Origin of the sequence: Stenotrophomonas sp. AB1(2024), assembly GCF_037482345.1 — a bacterium.
Classification (GTDB): domain Bacteria; phylum Pseudomonadota; class Gammaproteobacteria; order Xanthomonadales; family Xanthomonadaceae; genus Stenotrophomonas.
Genome location: NZ_JBBHKO020000001.1, coordinates 2,659,085 through 2,675,963 on the forward strand (window position 1 = coordinate 2,659,085; position 16,879 = coordinate 2,675,963).

Genomic DNA, 16,879 nt, shown 5'->3' on the forward strand with positions numbered 1-16,879 from the left:
GTTGCGGGTCATGCGCCACCGGACGTTGATGGTTTCACGGCGGTCGTTTGGGAACCAAGCCTACGGGCTTTGCAGCTTCTCCCGGAGGGCCGGCCATTGGCCGGCAACCTCGCTCAACGCGGCACCAGTTCCAGCGTATCCAGCACCCACATCGTCGGCCGCGTATCACCGGTGAAGCGCACGCACAGGTCCTGGCGACCCTTCAGCGAACGCGGCAACGCCGCCTCCAGGGTGATGAAGCCATCGGCCCCCGGCTTCGCCGGCAGCGGCACGCTGGCCAATGGCTTGCCGTCGCACTGCGCATTGAGGATGTCCATCTCGCCGTGCGCGCTGCGTGCCGGCACGAAGCGTCGTTGCGGCTCGTCATGGGCCAGCTGGAAGTAGTACGGAATCTGCCCCGCGCGGATCCGCAGCTTGGCGATGCCATCCACGTCCGCCCCTTCCCACAGCCAGCACGGGTTGAAGATGTTCACGTTGAAGATCGCGCGCTCACCCACCGCCGGGCCGTCATCTTCCAGCCGCAGCAGCAGCTTGCCTTCGCCCGGGCACAGCGCCAGCTGCTCGTCGGTACGGCGCAGCAAGGATGCCGCAGTCACCTCGAAGCGACTGGCCGCACGTGCCAGCGCCCGGCCGTCGAAGAACGTGGCCGCCTGCAGCGCCACCGGCAGCTTCTGCTGCAGCGGCGCGGCGAAGGCGGGCGACTGCGCGCTGACCGTGCCGTCCACGCTGTAATGGATCGGATAACCCAGCGGAGTGCGCAGCGTCAGCGTCGCGGTGCCGGCCCTGCGCTCATCGCGCGTGTCCAGCTCCACCTCGAACGGGGTCTGCGCGTAATCGATGCCCATCGCCTGCCAGCGTTGCAGCTGCGACGGCAGCCGGGCCAGGAAGTCGGCGTAGTCGCGGCGGCCGCGCGGCGACCAGCCGGTTTCGGCCACCGCGGCCAGGCGTGGGAACAGGTTGTGCTGCAGGCGTGCGTAGCTGCGCGTGTGCTCGGTGAACATGTTGGCCTGCAGGCCCAGGATGTGCTGCTGCTTGTCCCTGGCCAGCGCGTCGGGCACCGGCTCGAAGCCATACACGCGCGCCAGTGGAATGGTCGCCGGGCGGCCCGGCGGCTCATTGGGCGAGTTGGTCTGCAGGTAATCCATGTACATGTCGGTGACCGGCGACATCACCACGTCGTGGCCTTCGCTGGCGGCCTTCAGGCCACCTTCGGTACCGCGCCAGGACATCACCGTGGCTTCTGGCGGCAGGCCGCCTTCGAGGATTTCATCCCAGCCGATCAGGCGCCGGTCGTGCTTTTCCAGGAACGTTTCCAGGCGCTTGATGATATGGCTCTGCATGGCCATCTCATCGTTGGCGCCCAGCTCGCGCATGCGCGCCTGCACCCGCGCCGACGCTTCCCACTGGTCCTTGACCGCTTCGTCGCCGCCGACATGCACGTACCTGGCGGGGAACAGCTCGATCACTTCCTCCAGCACGTTTTCCAGGAACTGGAACGTGCCTTCCTCGGTGTTGAACAGGTTGGGGAACACGCCCCATTCGCTCAGCGGCTGCAGCGGGGTATCGATCGTGCCCAGCTCGGGGTAGGCGGCAATCGCCGCGGTGGCGTGGCCGGGTACGTCGATCTCGGGAATGACCTGGATGTGCAGCGCGGCCGCATAGGCGATCACCTCGCGGATCTGTTCCTGGGTGTAGAACCCGCAGTACGGGCGCGGTGCGCCGGTGGCCGGGTCGAGCCCGCCATCGCCGGCCGGAATGCGGCAGCTGCCCACGCCGGTGAGCTTCGGGTAGCGCTTGATCTCCATGCGCCAGCCCTGGTCATCGGTGAGGTGCCAATGGAAGGTGTTGAGCTTCTGCTCGGCCATCGCGTCGAGCACGCGCTTGATCTCGTCCAGGCTCTGGAAGTGGCGGGCCGAATCGAGCATCAGGCCGCGCCAGCTGAAACGCGGTGCATCGTCGATGCGCAGCGCGGGCACTGCGCCATTGCTGCCACCGGTCAGCAGCTGCGACAGGGTGGCCGCGCCATAGAACAGGCCGGCCTCGGTGGCGGCCTGCACGGTCACACCGTGCGCATCGCTGCGCAGCTGGTAGCCCTCGGCGCCGGTCTTGAGCGCGCCATCGAGCACGAAGCGGATGCCATCGGTGCCGCGCGCGTTGGACGGCTGCAGGGTGGGGCCGCCGCTCTGGCGCAGCAGCGTGGCGAACTGCCCTGCCACGCGTTGCGCGGCCGCGCCCTGCGCGCGCAGCGCGGTGGAGGTGGTTACGGTGTAGTCGGCACCGTCCAGGCGTTCGACCTGGGCGGGCGCGGGAATCAGCGGCAGCGAACCGGGCAGGGCGCGCGGGCCATCGGGGGCCTGCGCGTCGGTGGCATGCGCCAGCGGGGCCAGCGACAACGCCAGTGCCAACGGCAGCAGCGAAAGCGAGGTACGACGGGTGCGGGTGTGCATCGGGTCATTCCTTTGGTGCGGTGTGAAAAGAAAACGGGCCCGGTTCCGGGCCCGTTTTCAGTGGGCCGGTACGGCCCACGGGTAGCGCCGGCCATTGGCCGGCACACCAATGCCACATCAGTACTTGAAGCGGAAGTTCAGATAGTACTGGCGACCATTGGAGTAGAACGAGGTCGGAATCAGCGAGCTCTGGTAGTACTTGTAGGTCGGGTTGTTGAGGTTCAGGCCATCCAGGCTGATGCTCAGCCAGTCGGTGGCCTTGTAGCTCAACGATGCCGACAGCGTGCCGAAATCATCCTGGTAGTACGGGTTGGCACCGGACAGGCTGATCAGGAACGACGAACGGCGGGTGTAGCTGACGCGTGCGCCGAAGCGTTCGTTCTCGAAGTACGCACCCACGTTGTAGGTGTTCTTGGAGGTGCCCAGCAGGTTGTTCGAGCCATCGGCCCAGGTGTGGTTGGTCTTGCCATTGGCGTAGGTGTAATTGGCATTCACGCCGAAGTAGTCGCCGATCGGCTGCTCGTAGGCCACTTCCACGCCGGTGACCTGCCCGTCGGCATTGATCGGGGTGGAGATGTCGTACGTTTCCAGCTGGTTGGTCAGCTCGCTGAAGAGCTGGCGCTGCACCACGTCGAAGGCGATGTAGTCCTTCAGGCGCATGTGGTAGGCACCCAGCGACAGCAGGCCGCGCGGCGTGAAGTACCACTCCAGGTTGGCGTCCAGGTTGCTGGACAGGGTCGGCTTCAGGTCAGGGTTGCCGCCACCGCCGGTCTTGTTCAGGTCCGAGCCCCACGAGGACGCGCCCAGTGCCGAGTAGTCCGGCAGGGTCTGGGTCTGCGAGGCGGCCACACGCAGCACCAGATCGTCGTCCAGGTCGAACTTGATGTTGGCGCTAGGCAGCACGCGGTCGTGCTTGTTCTCGAAGGCCTGGCGCTGCCACATGCCGAACAGGCTGCGCACGTCGGCGCGGGCCGGGTCGCTGACGGCCAGGTAGGTATCGATGTCCTGCTTGATGTTGACGTAGCGCAGGCCGACGTTGCCGCTCCACCAGTCGCCGCTGAAGTTGGCCTGCACGTAGCCGGCGAAGTTCTTTTCCTTCACCTTCCACTCGGCACCATAGTTGTGGCGGCCATCGGGACCGTCATTGCCGCTCAGCCAGGTGGAGTTGTTGATGATGGCGGTCTTCAGCGAATCCGGGGTGTAGTACCAGATGTTGCGCGGGAAGTTGCCGCCAATGCCGCTGGCGAAATTGCCCGGGTACTGGCCGGTGGCGCTGCCCTGCAGGGCCGACCAGATGTCGCCGGGGGTGGCGCCTTCGGGCGACAGCGCTTCACGTTCGTGGTCGGCGAAACGCAGGCCGAAGTCGATGGAGTTCAGCGAACCGCCGTTGCTGAAGTACTGGTTGAAGTCCAGCGACGCCCAGTCTTCCTTGTCCTCGGCCTTGACCAGCTGGTTGCCCCAGGTACCGAAGCTGCTGACGCCGGCTTCGCTCAGGTCGCCACCGATGTTCCAATCCACCGGCGAACCGGCGCCGTGGGTGGCGTAGGATGCGCCGCCGCCCTGGCCCACGGTGACTTCGGCGATGAACTGGCGCGGGGTTTCGCCGGTGCCCTTGGTGGTGCCGGCCTGGAACTTTGCGGTGAGGTTGTCGTTGATCTGCCAATCCGCGTCGAAGGTGACGTAGCTGGTCTTCGCCGTGGCCTCACGGTAGATCATGTCGTACACACCGTAGTTGGTGCCCGGCACACCGGTGTACGTCGCGTTGGTGATGACCCCATCGACCACCGTGTAGCCCGGGTCCGGCGCCTGGGTCTTGCCGAAACCGCTGCCGAACATCATGAAGTTGCGGTTGTAGTTGTTCGCTTCCAGTTCGGAAGTGAACCCGCTCAGGCCCAGGGTGAGGGTATCGATCGGCTTCCACTGCAGGGTCACCATGCCACCCTTGCGCTTGCGGGTCTGCTCGAACAGGGTCGAACCCAGCAGGCCGGGAATGGACAGGCCTTCCAGGTCAGGACGCGGCGCCTGCAGGAACTGGCCGGGGTTGGCCGGGTCGGGAATGCCTGCCACCACCGGGTCGGTCGCCTTGAGCGCGAAGAAGCCGCCCGGGATTTCCTGCGCTTCACGGCGCAGTTCGCGCTCCTGGTAGAAGCCCTGTACCAGCACGCCGAAGGTGTTGGCGTCGTTCTTGTAGTTGAACAGGGCCGAGTACTGCGGATCGGTCGAGTCGGCCTGGTCCGAGCGCACGGCGCCTACCGAGGCTTCGGCCGTGAACTGCTTGGCAAAGCCCAGCGGGGTACGGGTGATGATGTTCACGGTGCCGGTGGTGCCGCCGTCCTGCAGCTTGGCCTGCGAGGATTTGTTCACTTCCACCGAGCTGACCAGTTCGGACGGCAGCAGCGAGTAGCTGACGCTGCGGCCGACGTTGTTGCCCTGGCTGAGCACGAACCAGTCGGCCGAGCCGACGCTGTGGCCGTTGATCAGGGTCTGGGTCAGGCTGGGGCTGGTGCCGCGCAGGCTGACGCGGTCGGCTTCGTCGAAGCCACCTTCGTCGGCGCTGGCCGAGCTGATGTTCACGCCAGGCAGGCGCTGCAGGGTGTCGGCCACGTTGTGCGCCGGCAGCTTGCCGACGTCTTCGGCGGTCACCACTTCCAGGCGTGCGTTGGCTTCACGCTTGGTGTCGAGGGATTTCTCCATCGAACCGCGGATACCGGTGACGATCACGGTGTCCAGGTCCGTCGGGGTGGGTTGTGCGTCCTGCGCGTGGGCGCCGAAGGCGATGCAGCTGAAAATGGCTGCCGAAAGCAGGCTCTTGCGGTGGTTCATGATGTCTCTCCTCATCAATCGTTTGTGCGCCAGCGACGGCGTGCGGTTTGCGATGCGTGCGACCTTGCCCAGCGACCGTTGCCGGTGCGCGACTTACCTTCCACGTACTACGTGTTGCGGTGCCATGCGCCCGGGAGGGGCGGCGCGGTGACTCAAGCGTCCGTGCGGCCGAGGTACCAGCTGGCGGCGCCGATGACGCCCAGCTGCCCGTGCTCGACCACCTTCACGGGAATGCGTTCCAGCGCCTCGCGCATCGGCCCCTTGTTGAGGTAGCGGGCGACGAAGGTGCTGTTCAACAGGAATTCGCGGATCTGCGGCAGGATCCCACCGGCCAGGTACACGCCACCGTGGGCGCCGTACTGCAGGGCCATGTCGCCGATGGTGCTGCCGAGCAGGCCACAGAACACTTCCAGGCTCTGGCGCGCCAGCACGTCCTGGTTGTTCACGGCCGCTGCGGTGATCGCATCGGGCGTGGCCAGCACGGCCGGCTGGCCTTCGATCGCGCACAGCGCGCGGTAGAGGTTCATCAGGCCCGGGCCGGACAGCGCATGTTCGACCGATACGTGCGCAAGCTCGCGCTGCATCTGCCGCACGATCGCCATTTCCAGCTCCGTGCTCACTGCCAGCGTCGGCTGGCCGGCTTCGGTAGCCAGCACCACCGCGCCATGTGCGGTGGGAATCCACAACGCCGCGCCCAGTCCGGTGCCGGGGCCGACCACCAGGGTCGGGCCGCGCGGGGCGGTGGCCGGGCCGGTCAGCTGCAGCACACCACTGGCATCGACCTGGGCGGCGGCGTAGGCCACGGCCTCGAAGTCGTTGACGATGTAGACCGTTTCCAGGCCCAGGTCGGCTTCGATCTGGCGCGCCGACAGCGGCCACGGCACGTTGGCGGTGATCACCGTGCCGTCTTCACGGGCGTAGCCGGCGGTGGCCACCACACAATGTGCGGGGCGCTCGCCATCGGCGATGAAGGCACGCAGGATCGCGCTCAGGCCGGCGTAGTCGGCATTGCGGAACTTGCGGTATTCCAGCAGCTGGACCGGATGGGCTGGATCCTGGCTGGCCTGCACACGGGCCACGCGGACATGCGTGCCGCCCACGTCGGCCGCCAGGAAAGGCGGCGTCGAGAGGGGGGCGTTGGCCGATACGGCGTGGGCGGCTGCGGTCACACGGGCTCCCTTGGGATACGTACGGCCAGGTCTGGACCCCGGCGATTGAGCGGAGTCTGTAATCGTTCTGACAACGATGTCAACGATAACCTCACACTTTCGATGCTGCGCCGCAACGGTCGTCGTCACAAGAAAACGTTTTCAGCCCACTCCCGTCAAGATTTCGTAAACCCATTGCAATCACTGGCCGCGTGAAGGCAGGGCGGGGCATTGCGGCGTTTCTGCGCAGGTGCAGCATGGGGGTTTCCCGCAGTGGGCGCAGAAACCAATTGTTGACAAAGCCGGGTGGCCCATCGAATAAATGTGACAACGTTGTTCCCAGCCACTCTTCCGACGCCGCCCGCGTGCCGTCGATGCAGGAGCCTTCCAGATGTCTGTCGTGCCTGCTGCTACCGCGCGTTCGAGCGTGGCCACCTCGATCCTCATCATCGGCGTGTTGTTCTTCCTGATCGGCTTCTTCACCTGGCTCAACGGCCCGCTGATCACCTTCGTCAAACTGGCCTTCGAGCTGGATGAGGTTGGCGCCTTCCTGGTGCTGATGGTGTTCTACCTGTCCTACTTCTTCCTGGCGCTGCCGGCCTCGTGGATCCTCAAACGCACGGGCATGAAGAAGGGCCTCAGCCTGAGCCTGCTGGTGATGGCCGCCGGCGCGGTGGTGTTCGCCCACTTCGCGCAACAGCGCTGGTACCCCGGAGCGCTCAGCGGCCTGTTCATCATTGGCAGCGGCCTGGCCCTGCTGCAGACCGCGGTGAACCCGTACATCAGCATCCTGGGCCCGATCGAGACCGCTGCGCGGCGCATCGCGCTGATGGGCATCTGCAACAAGATCGCCGGCATGATCGCCCCGTTCCTGATCGGCACCCTGGTGCTGCACGGCATTGGCGATCTGTCCGGGCAGGTGGCCAGCGCCGACCCGGTCACCCGCAATGCGCTGCTGGATACCTTCGCGGCCAAGATCCAGATGCCGTACATGGCCATGGCTGGCCTGCTGGTGGTGCTGGCGGTGGGCGTGCTGTTCTCGCCGCTGCCGGAAATCAGGACCGCCGAAGCCAACGCCACCCCGGCGCGCGCGCCGGGCCTGGCCGAACGCAGCAGCATCTTCCAGTTCCCGCACCTGTGGCTGGGCGTGCTGTGCCTGTTCGTGTACGTGGGCGTGGAAGTGATGGCCGGTGATGCCATCGGTACTTACGGGCATGGCTTCGGGCTGCCGCTGGACCAGACCAAGCTGTTCACCTCCATCACCCTGTTTGCCATGTTGGTGGGCTACCTCGCCGGCCTGGCGCTGATCCCGCACATGGTCTCGCAGTCGCGCTACCTGAGCCTCTCGGCCAGCCTGGGCGTGCTGTTCTGCATCGGCGCGCTGTTCACCCATGGCTACGTCTCGGTGGGCTTCGTCGCCGCGCTCGGCTTTGCCAACGCGATGATGTGGCCGGCGATCTTCCCACTGGCCATCCGCGGCCTGGGCCGTTTCACCGAAACCGGCTCGGCGCTGCTGGTGATGGCCATCGCTGGCGGCGCGATCATTCCGCAGGCGTTCGCGGTGCTGAAGCAGCACTTCGACTTCCAGTGGGTGTTCGCCGGCCTGATGGTGCCGTGCTACCTGTACATCCTGTTCTACTCCCTGCGCGGCCATCGGGTCGGGCTGCCCCGCGACGGGCAGTGATCGGCGATCATGGATGCCCAACCGGTGAGCCAGGAAAAGAGCATGCGCAGAGCGACCATCAAGGACGTCGCCGAACGGGCCAAGGTGTCGTTGAAGACCGTCTCGCGTGTCATCAACAACGAACCGTCGGTGATGCAGGCCACGCGCGCGCGCGTGCTGCGCGCCATCGCCGAGCTGGACTACGAACCGGATCCGGCCGCGCGCAACCTGCGCACCGGCACCACGCTGGTGATCGGGCTGGTGTACGACAACCCCAACCCGTACCACATCATCGGCGTACAGAACGGCGTGCTTGCCGCCTGCCGTGAGACCGGCTTCGGCCTGCAGATCCATCCCTGCGATTCCAGTTCGCCGATGCTGGCCGAAGAGCTCGCTGACTGGGTGCAGCGTTCGCGCCTGGCCGGGCTGGTCCTGACCGCACCCATGTCCGAGCGCCGCGACCTGGTGGCCGCGCTGACCGCCCGCGGCATCAAGCTGGTGCGCATCATCGCCGCCACCGCCGATCCGCAGGATGGTGCCTGCGTCTTCGTGGACGACCGCGAGGCCGCTTACGAAATCACCGAACACCTGATCCAGCTCGGCCACCAGCGCATCGGTTTCCTCTGGGGCGGCTCCTCGCACCGTTCCAGTGGCGAGCGCCATGCCGGCTATGAGGCCGCCCTGCGCGATTACGGCATGATGATCGACAAGCACCTGGTGGTTCAGGGCGACTACACCTTCGATGACGGCTTCCGCGGCGCGCGTCGCCTGCTGGCGCTGCGCGAGCCGCCTACCGCGATCTTCGGTTCCAACGATGAAATCGCCGCCGGCGTGCTGGCTGCGGCCAAGTCGGCCGGCATGAACGTGCCCTATGACCTGTCCATCGCCGGCTTCGAGGACAGCCCGTTCTCGCGCCAGTCGTGGCCACCGCTGACCACCGCCAAGCAGGCTACCGAAGACATCGCGCGCCACGCCGCGCGCCTGCTGATCGCACAGCTGCGCAGCGATGCGTACGACGATGCGCCGCTGCAGCTGCAGAACCAGGGCTTCGTACCGCAGCTGGTCGTGCGCGGTTCCACCGCGCCGATGCGGCCGGTCGGCACGCGGCCTCCCACCCCTGAAACCACCTGAGCCCCGCATGTCCCTGCCAGCCCCGCACGACACCCTGATGTTCCGCGAAGCCGCCGAAGCGGCCGACGTGATCGCCGCGCAGTTCGCGCGCAACGAAGCGACGGTGCAGACGCTGGCCGCGACCCTGCGCGCGGCACCGCCGCCGTTCGTGGTGACCTGCGCGCGCGGCAGTTCCGACCACGCCGCCACCTACGCCAAGTACCTGCTGGAAACCCGGCTGGGCCTGGTTACCGCCTCGGCCTCGCCATCGGTGGGTTCGGTATACGAAGCGCCGCTGCAGCTGCGCGGGGCGTTGTACATCGTGATTTCCCAGTCCGGCAAGAGCCCGGACCTGCTGCGCAACGCCGAGGCCGCGCGCGCGGCGGGCGCACGCGTGGTGGCGCTGGTCAACGTGGAAGATTCGCCGCTGGCGCAGCTGGCCGAAACGGTCATCCCGCTCGGTGCTGGCGCCGAGCGCAGCGTGGCGGCCACCAAAAGCTACCTCGCTTCGCTGTCGGCGATCCTGCAGCTGGTGGCGTACTGGAGCCAGGACGCCGGCCTGATCGCCTCGCTGCGCACGCTGCCCGATGCGCTGCGCCAAGCCTGGGGCAGCGACTGGTCCGCACTCACCGATGGCCTGGTGCCGGCGCACAACCTGTTCGTGGTCGGCCGTGGCCTCGGCCTGGGCGCGGCGCAGGAAGCGGCGCTGAAGTTCAAGGAAACCTGTGGCCTGCACGCCGAAGCCTACAGCTCGGCCGAGGTCAAGCACGGTCCGATGGCATTGGTTGGCCCGGGCTTCCCGGTGCTGGCCTTCGCCCAGCCCGATGAAACCGGCGCGGGTACCCGTGCGGTGGCCGCCGAGTTCGCCGCGCGCGATGCGCAGGTGTGGCTGGCCGCACCGGACGGCGACCTGCCGCTGCCGCAGGCGCCGCACCCGGCCTGCGCACCGCTGCTGACCGTGCAGGCGTTCTACAAGGCGATCAACGCGCTGGCGCTGCGCCGCGGACACAATCCGGACCTGCCGCCGCACCTGAACAAGGTCACGGAGACCGTCTGATGAAGACCGTCCTGCGCAATGCCCGCATCCTTACCGCCGACGGCTTCCGCGATGACCTGGCGGTGGTGATCGAAGCCGGGCGCATCAGCGCGCTGGTCTCCGACGCCGCACCGCAGCTGGGTAACGCCGCAGAGCAGGTGGATCTGGGCGGTGGCTGGCTGCTGCCGGGCTTCATCGACGCGCAGGTCAATGGTGGCGGTGGCGTGCTGTTCAACAACTCACCCGATGTCGAGAGCCTGCGCACGCTGGCCGCCGCGCATCGCCGTTTTGGCACCACCGCGCTGCTGCCGACCCTGATCAGCGACGATGTGCAGGTCATGCGCAAGGCGATCGATGCGACCCGCCAGGCGATTGCCGACGGCGTGCCCGGGGTGATCGGCATCCACCTGGAAGGTCCGTACATCGCACCGGCACGCAAGGGCACGCACGATGCCAATAAGTTCCGCGTGCCCGATGCCGCCGAGATCGCCATGGCAGCCTCGCTCGACAACGGCGTGACGCTGCTGACGCTGGCGCCGGAACGGGTGCCGCTGGAAAGCATCCGCGCGCTGGTAGAGCGTGGCGTGATCGTGGCCGCCGGACATACCGCCGCGACGTATGAAGAAGCCCGCGCCGGGCTCGATGCCGGCATCCGCGGCTTCACCCACCTGTACAACGCGATGTCGCCGTTGACCGGACGCGAACCCGGTGCAGTGGGCGCGGCGCTGGAAGATCGCGGCAGCTGGGTCGGCATCATCGCCGACGGCGTGCACGTGCACCCGGCCAGCCTGCGCGTGGCCTTGGCGACCAAACCGCAGGGCAAGGTCATGCTGGTCACCGATGCGATGCCGCCGGTGGGTGCCGACAACCCCAGTTACGAACTCTACGGTGAAGTGATCACCGCCGTGGATGGAGTGGTGCGCAATGCGGCCGGGTCGCTGGCCGGTTCCGCACTGGACATGGCCACCGCCGTGCGCAACACGGTGCAGCTGCTCGGCCTGTCGCTGGAGGAAGCCGCGCGCATGGCCTCCCGTTATCCGGCGCAGTTCCTCAACGTGGATGACCGCCTGGGCGAGATCGCGCAGGGCTACCAGGCCGACCTGGTGCTGCTGGACGACGCGCTGCAGGTGCGCGCCACCTGGATTGCCGGCCAGCGCGAGGACGCATGAACACTTCCCTGTCGTCGCGCATGGGCTCCATCGATGCCCTGCGCGGGCTCACTGTGGCGGCGATGCTGCTGGTCAACAATCCCGGCGACTGGGGCCATGTGTACGCGCCGCTGCTGCATGCGCAGTGGCACGGCTTCACGCCTACCGATCTGATCTTCCCGCTGTTCCTGTTCATCGCCGGCGTCTCACTGGCCTTCAGCCTGGTGCCGCGCGCTGCCGATCCCATCGCGCGCCCGGCCCTGAGCCGCACGTTGCTGCAACGCGCGCTGCGCATCCTGGTCGCGGGCGCACTGCTGCACGTGTTGGCGTGGTGGCTGTTTGAACTGCCGGCCTACCGGCTGTGGGGCGTGCTGCAGCGGATCGCGCTGTGCGTGGCGGTGGTGGGCATGCTGGCCATCCACACCCGGCAACGCACGCAATGGCTGGTACTGGGCGGCCTGCTGCTGGGCTATGCGGCATTGCTGCTCGGTGCCGATACGCTGGAGCCTTGGCTCAACCCGGTCAGCCGTGCCGATACCGCGCTGTTCGCGCCGTTCCTGTACAAGTACGACGCCGTCACCCGGCTCGGGCACGACCCGGAAGGCCTGCTCAGCAGCGCCGGTGCCCTCGCCACCACGTTGTTGGGCTTGATTGCCGGCCGCTGGCTGCGTGCTGGCAGCGTGGGCGCGCTGGCCGGCCTTGGGCTCGTCCTGCTCGGCGGCGGCCTGCTGCTGGGGCCGGTGCTGCCGTTCAACAAGAACCTGTGGACGCCCAGCTACGTGCTCTTGACCGGCGGCCTGTCCATTGTGGCGCTGTTGCTGGCGCACCTGCTGGTTGACCGCTGCCACTGGCCGGCGCTGGGCCGCCGCTTCGGGGTCAATGCGATTGCCGCCTACCTGGGCTCGTCGGTGATGGCACTGGTGTTGATCGCCAGTGGTGCCTGGGCGGCGTGTTACGCCGCGCTGGCCACGGCGCTGCCGGCGATGCCGGAGCTGGCCTCGCTGCTCTGTGCGGTCGGATTTGTCCTGTTCTGGTGGTGGGTCGCGTGGGCGTTGGATCGCCGACGGGTATATCTGAAAATATGAATGCGCGGAAAGTTGTGGCGGTTGTCCGAAAACCGCCCAATTTTTACCTTCACCTCACATCCGGCCAGTAAAAGTACCAGCGTCGGTCTGCGTTGGTAACGGGGGACGCATCGGCAACCGTAATTCCCTTCATTGGAAAAGGAACGGTCTATGCGCCCCATGAAAGAGATTCCGCCACGTTCCCGGCTGGCGGCAGGCATCTCGCGCAGCCTGCGCCTGGCCTGCGGCAGCATCCTGCTGGCCACCACCGCACCGGTCTGGGCGGGCTGCGACACCACGGCGCCCACTGCAGGGCAGACCGTTACCTGCACCAGCGCCGCTCCCAATCCGGTCACCACGCCGGTGGCCAGCGTGGCCGATGCGGCCAACATCACCGTCAACGTAGGCACCGGCGCGCAGCTCGCCGTGCCCAGCGGCAATGCGATCACGCTCCAGGGCGGCAGCGGGCACACCGTCACCAACGACGGCAGCATTGTCGCCACGGCCGGTACCGGCTTGTTGCTGACCGGCGCGACGCGGCTGGTCAACCGCGGCGTGATCAGCGGTACCACCGGTGGCGTCGTGTCTGGTGCGGGCAACGACCGTCTGGAGATGCTCGCAGGCAGCATCGCCGGTGGCGTGCTGCAGGGCGCCGGCAACGACGCAGTGGTCATCAGTGGTGGCACCATCAACAGCATCGACCAGGGCGACGGCCTGGACAGCCTTGAGGTGAGTGGCGGCACGGTGACCGGCAGCGTCCAGCAGGGGTCGGGGGTCGATGACTTCCTGATGACCGGCGGCACCATCGGTGCCCTGCTGCAGGGCGATGGACTGGACCGCTTCCGCATGACCGACGGACGCATCGTGGGTGCGTTCGAAGACGGCGATTACGCCGAAATGACCGGCGGACGCATCGGCCGGGTCAACATGAAGCTGGACGACAACACCTTCCTGATGTCCGGCGGCACCATCGACGGCAACCTCGTCACCGGCTTCGGCAAGGACACCATCGTGCTGTCCGATGGCTACATCGGCGGCAACATCAGCGTCAGCGGCGGCGACGATTCGGTCACCATCACCGGCGGCACCGTGCGTGGCGAAATCCGCCTCAGCTTCGGCAACGACCGGGTCGACTGGAGTGGTGGTGGCGTGGTGCATGGCCTGGTCGACCTGGGCGAAGGCGACGATACCGCTGCGCTGGCCGATCTCAATGTTTCCCACCTGGGCGCATTGCCCGGGTTCAGCGGTGGCCTGGGCGCCGATACGTTGAGCATGGACAACGTCAAGACCAACGGTGTCGCCCGTTTCACCGGTTGGGAAGCGCTGGCGTTGCGCAATGACAGCCAGCTGACCTTCGATGGCGACCTGACCCTGGGCGACAGTGGCAGCGGCTCGGGCACACTCGATGTGGACGCAACGAGCGCGCTCTTCGCCGGTGGCATCAATGCCAGCATCGTTGCATCCACCGGTGGCTTGCCGGTGAACGTAACCAACGCCGGGCGCATCGACCTGAGCAACGGCAGCACGGGTGCCGGCGATGCATTCACCATCGCCGGCAACTACACCGGCAACGGCGGCGCGCTTTATCTGGACACCGTCCTGGGCGCGGACGATTCAGCGTCGGACCGGTTGGTGATCTCCAACGGCGTTGCCGCTGGCACCACCGGCGTAGGCATCCTCAATGCGGGTGGTGCCGGCGCCGAGACGGTCGCCGACGGCATCCTGGTGGTGCAGGCCATCAACGGCGCCAGCACCGGCGCCAACGCGTTCGCGTTGTACGCCCCGGTCGCGGCCGGAGCGTTTGAGTACTTCCTGTTCAAGGGCGGCGTCAGCGCAGGGAGTGGCGAGAACTGGTATCTGCGTTCGACCCTGGTCAATGGTGTGGTCGCTGGACGCGCTGCGCCGCCGACCGGTCTGGGCTCGGTGACACCTGAGCCACCGCCGCCGGAGGCGCTGGGGACGCCGCCGCCTGCGCTGCCGCCGCCCCCCTCGCCGGATGTGCCCGAGAATCCTGATCCGTTGGCCGCCGAACCTGCGCCGCCGCCGGAACCGGCCGCGCCGCCCCCGGTGCCTGCGCCCCAGGACGATGTGCCGCCGCCCGTGCCAACCGAGGCAGCTGCCGTGCCCGGTCCGCTGGCGGTGCCGCCGACGCCGGATGCGCGTCCGTCCGAGGCGGCCATCGTGCCGTTGTACCGGCTGGAAACCGGCCTCTACTCGGTGGTGCCGCCGCTGTTGCGCGAAGCCAGCCTGGCCAGCCTGGGCACCTTCCACGAGCGCCAGGGTGAGCAGCGCATCCTCGCCGGGCAGGGCGGCGTGCGGGCCGCTTGGGCGCGCCTGGTCGGGCAGAGCCATGAACAGTACTGGGAGGGCGATGCCCAACCTGGATTCGATGGTGACATCCAGGGTGTGCAGGCGGGCCTGGACCTCTATGCAAACGCAGGGGATGCGCACCGCGACCAGTTCGGCGTGTTCGTCGGCCGGACCCGCGCGCAGGGCAACGTCAACGGCTTTGCGATCGGCTGGGAAAATGTTGCGGTCGGGCGCACCCGTCTGGACGACAAGCACGTGGGCCTGTACTGGACACGTGCCGGCAGCGCCGGCGGCTATCTCGACGTGGTGGTGATGCAGAGCCGCTACGACGGTGAGGCGACCTCCGCACGCGGCATCGGCATCGACGTGGATGGCGATGGCACCACCGCATCGGTGGAAGTGGGCAAGCCGCTGCTGCGCTTCGGCCAGTCCGCCTGGTGGCTGGAGCCGCAACTCCAGGTGATCTGGCAGCGCACCTCGGTGGACGATACCGCCGACCGTATCGCGCAGCTGCGCTTCAACGCCGACAACGCCTGGACCGGGCGCGCCGGGGTACGCCTGGCTGCGGACTACGAGATCGCCGGCAACGGCTGGCAACCCTACTTCAAGCTCAACTACTGGCAGACGCTCGACGGCGAAGATCGCATCGATTTCGACACCAACCGGATCACCAACCAGCAGGATTCGCGCGCGCTGGAGGTCGGGTTCGGCGTGGTGGCACGCTTCAATGCCAACGTCAGCGCGTTTGCGGTAGCCGATTACACCCGCGACCTGGAAAGCAGCCAGCAGAAGGAGCGCAAGGTCATCGAAGGCAACATCGGCATGCGGTTCGACTTCTAGCTGCGAAACGGATCCTGCTGCCGGGCTGCGGCAATCGCCTTGATGCGGGCCCGGACCAGCGCTTCGCCGACCGCAGGGCCGTTCAAATGCGCGAGATCCAGATCGCGCGCCTGCACCGACAGGGCCGCCTGGTGCAGGCGTTTGAGCGTTTCGCCTTGCGGGTAAGGCCGATCCTCGAAGCCGAGCCGGCCACGCGCATCCGCCTCGCAGCACAGGGCAATGCGCGCGATGCGCTCGGGACGGCGGAAGCCATCGCAGCGGCCCAGCAGTTCCAGCACCGTGGCATCACGCAGTTCGTCTATCCGGTGCACGTTGAGATGGTCGCGGCAGACCGCCTCGGCCAGCTGGCGGTGGTCCAGCGGCACCTTCAACCGATCACACAACGCCTGCAGCGGTTTCAGCCCGCGCTGCTCATGCATCACATGGCGCGGCCATTCCGCCGCCGGCGTCCGCGCCTTGCCCAGGTCATGGGTGAGCGCGGCAAAACCGACCAGGTCATCGCCCGGTGCCAGTTGCGCAGCCATGTCGCTGACCATTTCCTGGTGCACGCCCGTATCCACTTCCGGGTGGTACTCGGCGCGCTGCGGTATCCCATAAAGCGCCTCCAGTTCCGGCAGCACCGCACCCAGCGCACCGGCATCGTGCAGCGTGCGCAGGAATGCCGACGGCTGCGCCGAGCCAAGTACGCGGCGCAGCTCCTGCCAGACGCGTTCGGGAACCAGTGCATCCAGTTCGCCGCTTTCGGCGATCTGCCGCATCAGCTGCAATGTGTCAGGCGCCACGGTGAAGCCCAACGGCGCAAAGCGTGCCATGAAGCGCGCCGCCCGCAGCACCCGCAGGGGATCTTCCACGAAGGCCGGGCCCACATGGCGCAGCACGCGCTGTTGGATGTCGCGCACTCCGCCATAAGGGTCCACCAGCTCGCCGGTGGCCTCATCGCAGGCGATGGCGTTGATGGTGAAATCGCGGCGCAGCAGGTCTTCTTCCAGCGTCACCGATGGATCGGCATCGACCACGAAGCCACGGTAACCGCGCCCGGATTTACGTTCGGTCCGCGCCAGCGCGTATTCCTCGCCCGTGTCCGGGTGCAGGAACACCGGGAAATCCTTGCCAACGGCCTTATAGCCCAGCGCCTCCATTTCCGGCTGGGTAGCGCCGACCACCACCCAGTCGCGGTCGCCGGCAGGACGCTGCAGCAGGCGGTCGCGCACGGCGCCACCAACGAGATAGATCTTCATGGGGGAATGATGCCACGGCGTTCCTCGGGGTGCCGGTAACACCGACGGTAGC

General features: G+C 67.2%; 10 protein-coding genes. 6 read left to right on the plus strand and 4 right to left on the minus strand.

What is annotated here, in order from left to right:
* Positions 1-113: 113 nt before the first annotated feature.
* From WIX41_RS12085 to WIX41_RS12095, 3 genes are all read right to left on the minus strand, one after another.
* Complete coding sequence (locus WIX41_RS12085) at positions 114-2,447, minus strand: beta-N-acetylhexosaminidase (protein WP_339447849.1); 2,334 nt, start codon at positions 2,445-2,447, stop codon at positions 114-116.
* A 117-nt stretch (positions 2,448-2,564) separates the two neighbouring features.
* On the minus strand, positions 2,565-5,270 hold the full coding sequence (locus WIX41_RS12090; protein ID WP_339447851.1) for a TonB-dependent receptor: 2,706 nt from the start codon (positions 5,268-5,270) through the stop codon (positions 2,565-2,567).
* A gap of 152 nt (positions 5,271-5,422) precedes the next feature.
* A complete protein-coding gene (locus WIX41_RS12095) occupies positions 5,423-6,439 on the minus strand; it encodes a glucokinase family protein (RefSeq protein ID WP_339447853.1) in 1,017 nt (338 codons plus the stop codon).
* A 370-nt stretch (positions 6,440-6,809) separates the two neighbouring features.
* Here WIX41_RS12095 and WIX41_RS12100 point away from each other — a divergent pair, with 370 nt between their 5' ends.
* From WIX41_RS12100 to WIX41_RS12125, 6 genes are all read left to right on the plus strand, one after another.
* Positions 6,810-8,102, plus strand: coding sequence for a sugar MFS transporter (locus tag WIX41_RS12100; protein ID WP_339447855.1), 1,293 nt, complete (start codon positions 6,810-6,812; stop codon positions 8,100-8,102).
* 42 nt (positions 8,103-8,144) lie between these two features.
* Positions 8,145-9,212 (plus strand): LacI family DNA-binding transcriptional regulator, encoded by a 1,068-nt coding sequence (locus WIX41_RS12105; protein ID WP_339447857.1) that lies wholly within the window; start codon positions 8,145-8,147, stop codon positions 9,210-9,212.
* Positions 9,213-9,219: 7 nt separating this feature from the next.
* Positions 9,220-10,248 (plus strand): SIS domain-containing protein, encoded by a 1,029-nt coding sequence (locus WIX41_RS12110; RefSeq protein WP_409187382.1) that lies wholly within the window; start codon positions 9,220-9,222, stop codon positions 10,246-10,248.
* Positions 10,248-11,396 carry an N-acetylglucosamine-6-phosphate deacetylase gene (gene nagA / locus WIX41_RS12115; protein ID WP_339447859.1) on the plus strand — a complete coding sequence of 383 codons (1,149 nt, stop codon included), beginning with the start codon at positions 10,248-10,250 and terminating at the stop codon, positions 11,394-11,396. The genes WIX41_RS12110 and nagA overlap by 1 nt, the downstream gene beginning before the upstream one ends.
* Positions 11,393-12,460, plus strand: coding sequence for an acyltransferase family protein (locus tag WIX41_RS12120; protein ID WP_339447861.1), 1,068 nt, complete (start codon positions 11,393-11,395; stop codon positions 12,458-12,460). The genes nagA and WIX41_RS12120 overlap by 4 nt, the downstream gene beginning before the upstream one ends.
* Positions 12,461-12,610: 150 nt before the next feature.
* Entirely contained in the window at positions 12,611-15,589 is a 2,979-nt protein-coding gene (locus WIX41_RS12125; protein ID WP_339447863.1) for an autotransporter domain-containing protein, read from the plus strand.
* Here the strand turns inward: WIX41_RS12125 and WIX41_RS12130 are convergent.
* A complete protein-coding gene (locus WIX41_RS12130) occupies positions 15,586-16,827 on the minus strand; it encodes a multifunctional CCA addition/repair protein (RefSeq protein WP_339447865.1) in 1,242 nt (413 codons plus the stop codon). The two genes, WIX41_RS12125 and WIX41_RS12130, sit on opposite strands and share 4 nt — an antisense overlap.
* Between the last annotated feature and the right edge of the window lie 52 nt (positions 16,828-16,879).

Excerpts from the sequence above, each read along its gene's own strand:
- WIX41_RS12085 (WP_339447849.1), bottom strand. The coding sequence starts at position 2,447 with ATGCACACCCGCACCCGTCGTACCTCGCTTTCGCTGCTGCCGTTGGCA.
- WIX41_RS12090 (WP_339447851.1), bottom strand. The coding sequence starts at position 5,270 with ATGAACCACCGCAAGAGCCTGCTTTCGGCAGCCATTTTCAGCTGCATC.
- WIX41_RS12100 (WP_339447855.1), top strand. The coding sequence starts at position 6,810 with ATGTCTGTCGTGCCTGCTGCTACCGCGCGTTCGAGCGTGGCCACCTCG.
- WIX41_RS12105 (WP_339447857.1), top strand. The coding sequence starts at position 8,145 with ATGCGCAGAGCGACCATCAAGGACGTCGCCGAACGGGCCAAGGTGTCG.
- WIX41_RS12110 (WP_409187382.1), top strand. The coding sequence starts at position 9,220 with ATGTCCCTGCCAGCCCCGCACGACACCCTGATGTTCCGCGAAGCCGCC.
- nagA (WP_339447859.1), top strand. The coding sequence starts at position 10,248 with ATGAAGACCGTCCTGCGCAATGCCCGCATCCTTACCGCCGACGGCTTC.
- WIX41_RS12120 (WP_339447861.1), top strand. The coding sequence starts at position 11,393 with ATGAACACTTCCCTGTCGTCGCGCATGGGCTCCATCGATGCCCTGCGC.
- WIX41_RS12125 (WP_339447863.1), top strand. The coding sequence starts at position 12,611 with ATGCGCCCCATGAAAGAGATTCCGCCACGTTCCCGGCTGGCGGCAGGC.
- WIX41_RS12130 (WP_339447865.1), bottom strand. The coding sequence starts at position 16,827 with ATGAAGATCTATCTCGTTGGTGGCGCCGTGCGCGACCGCCTGCTGCAG.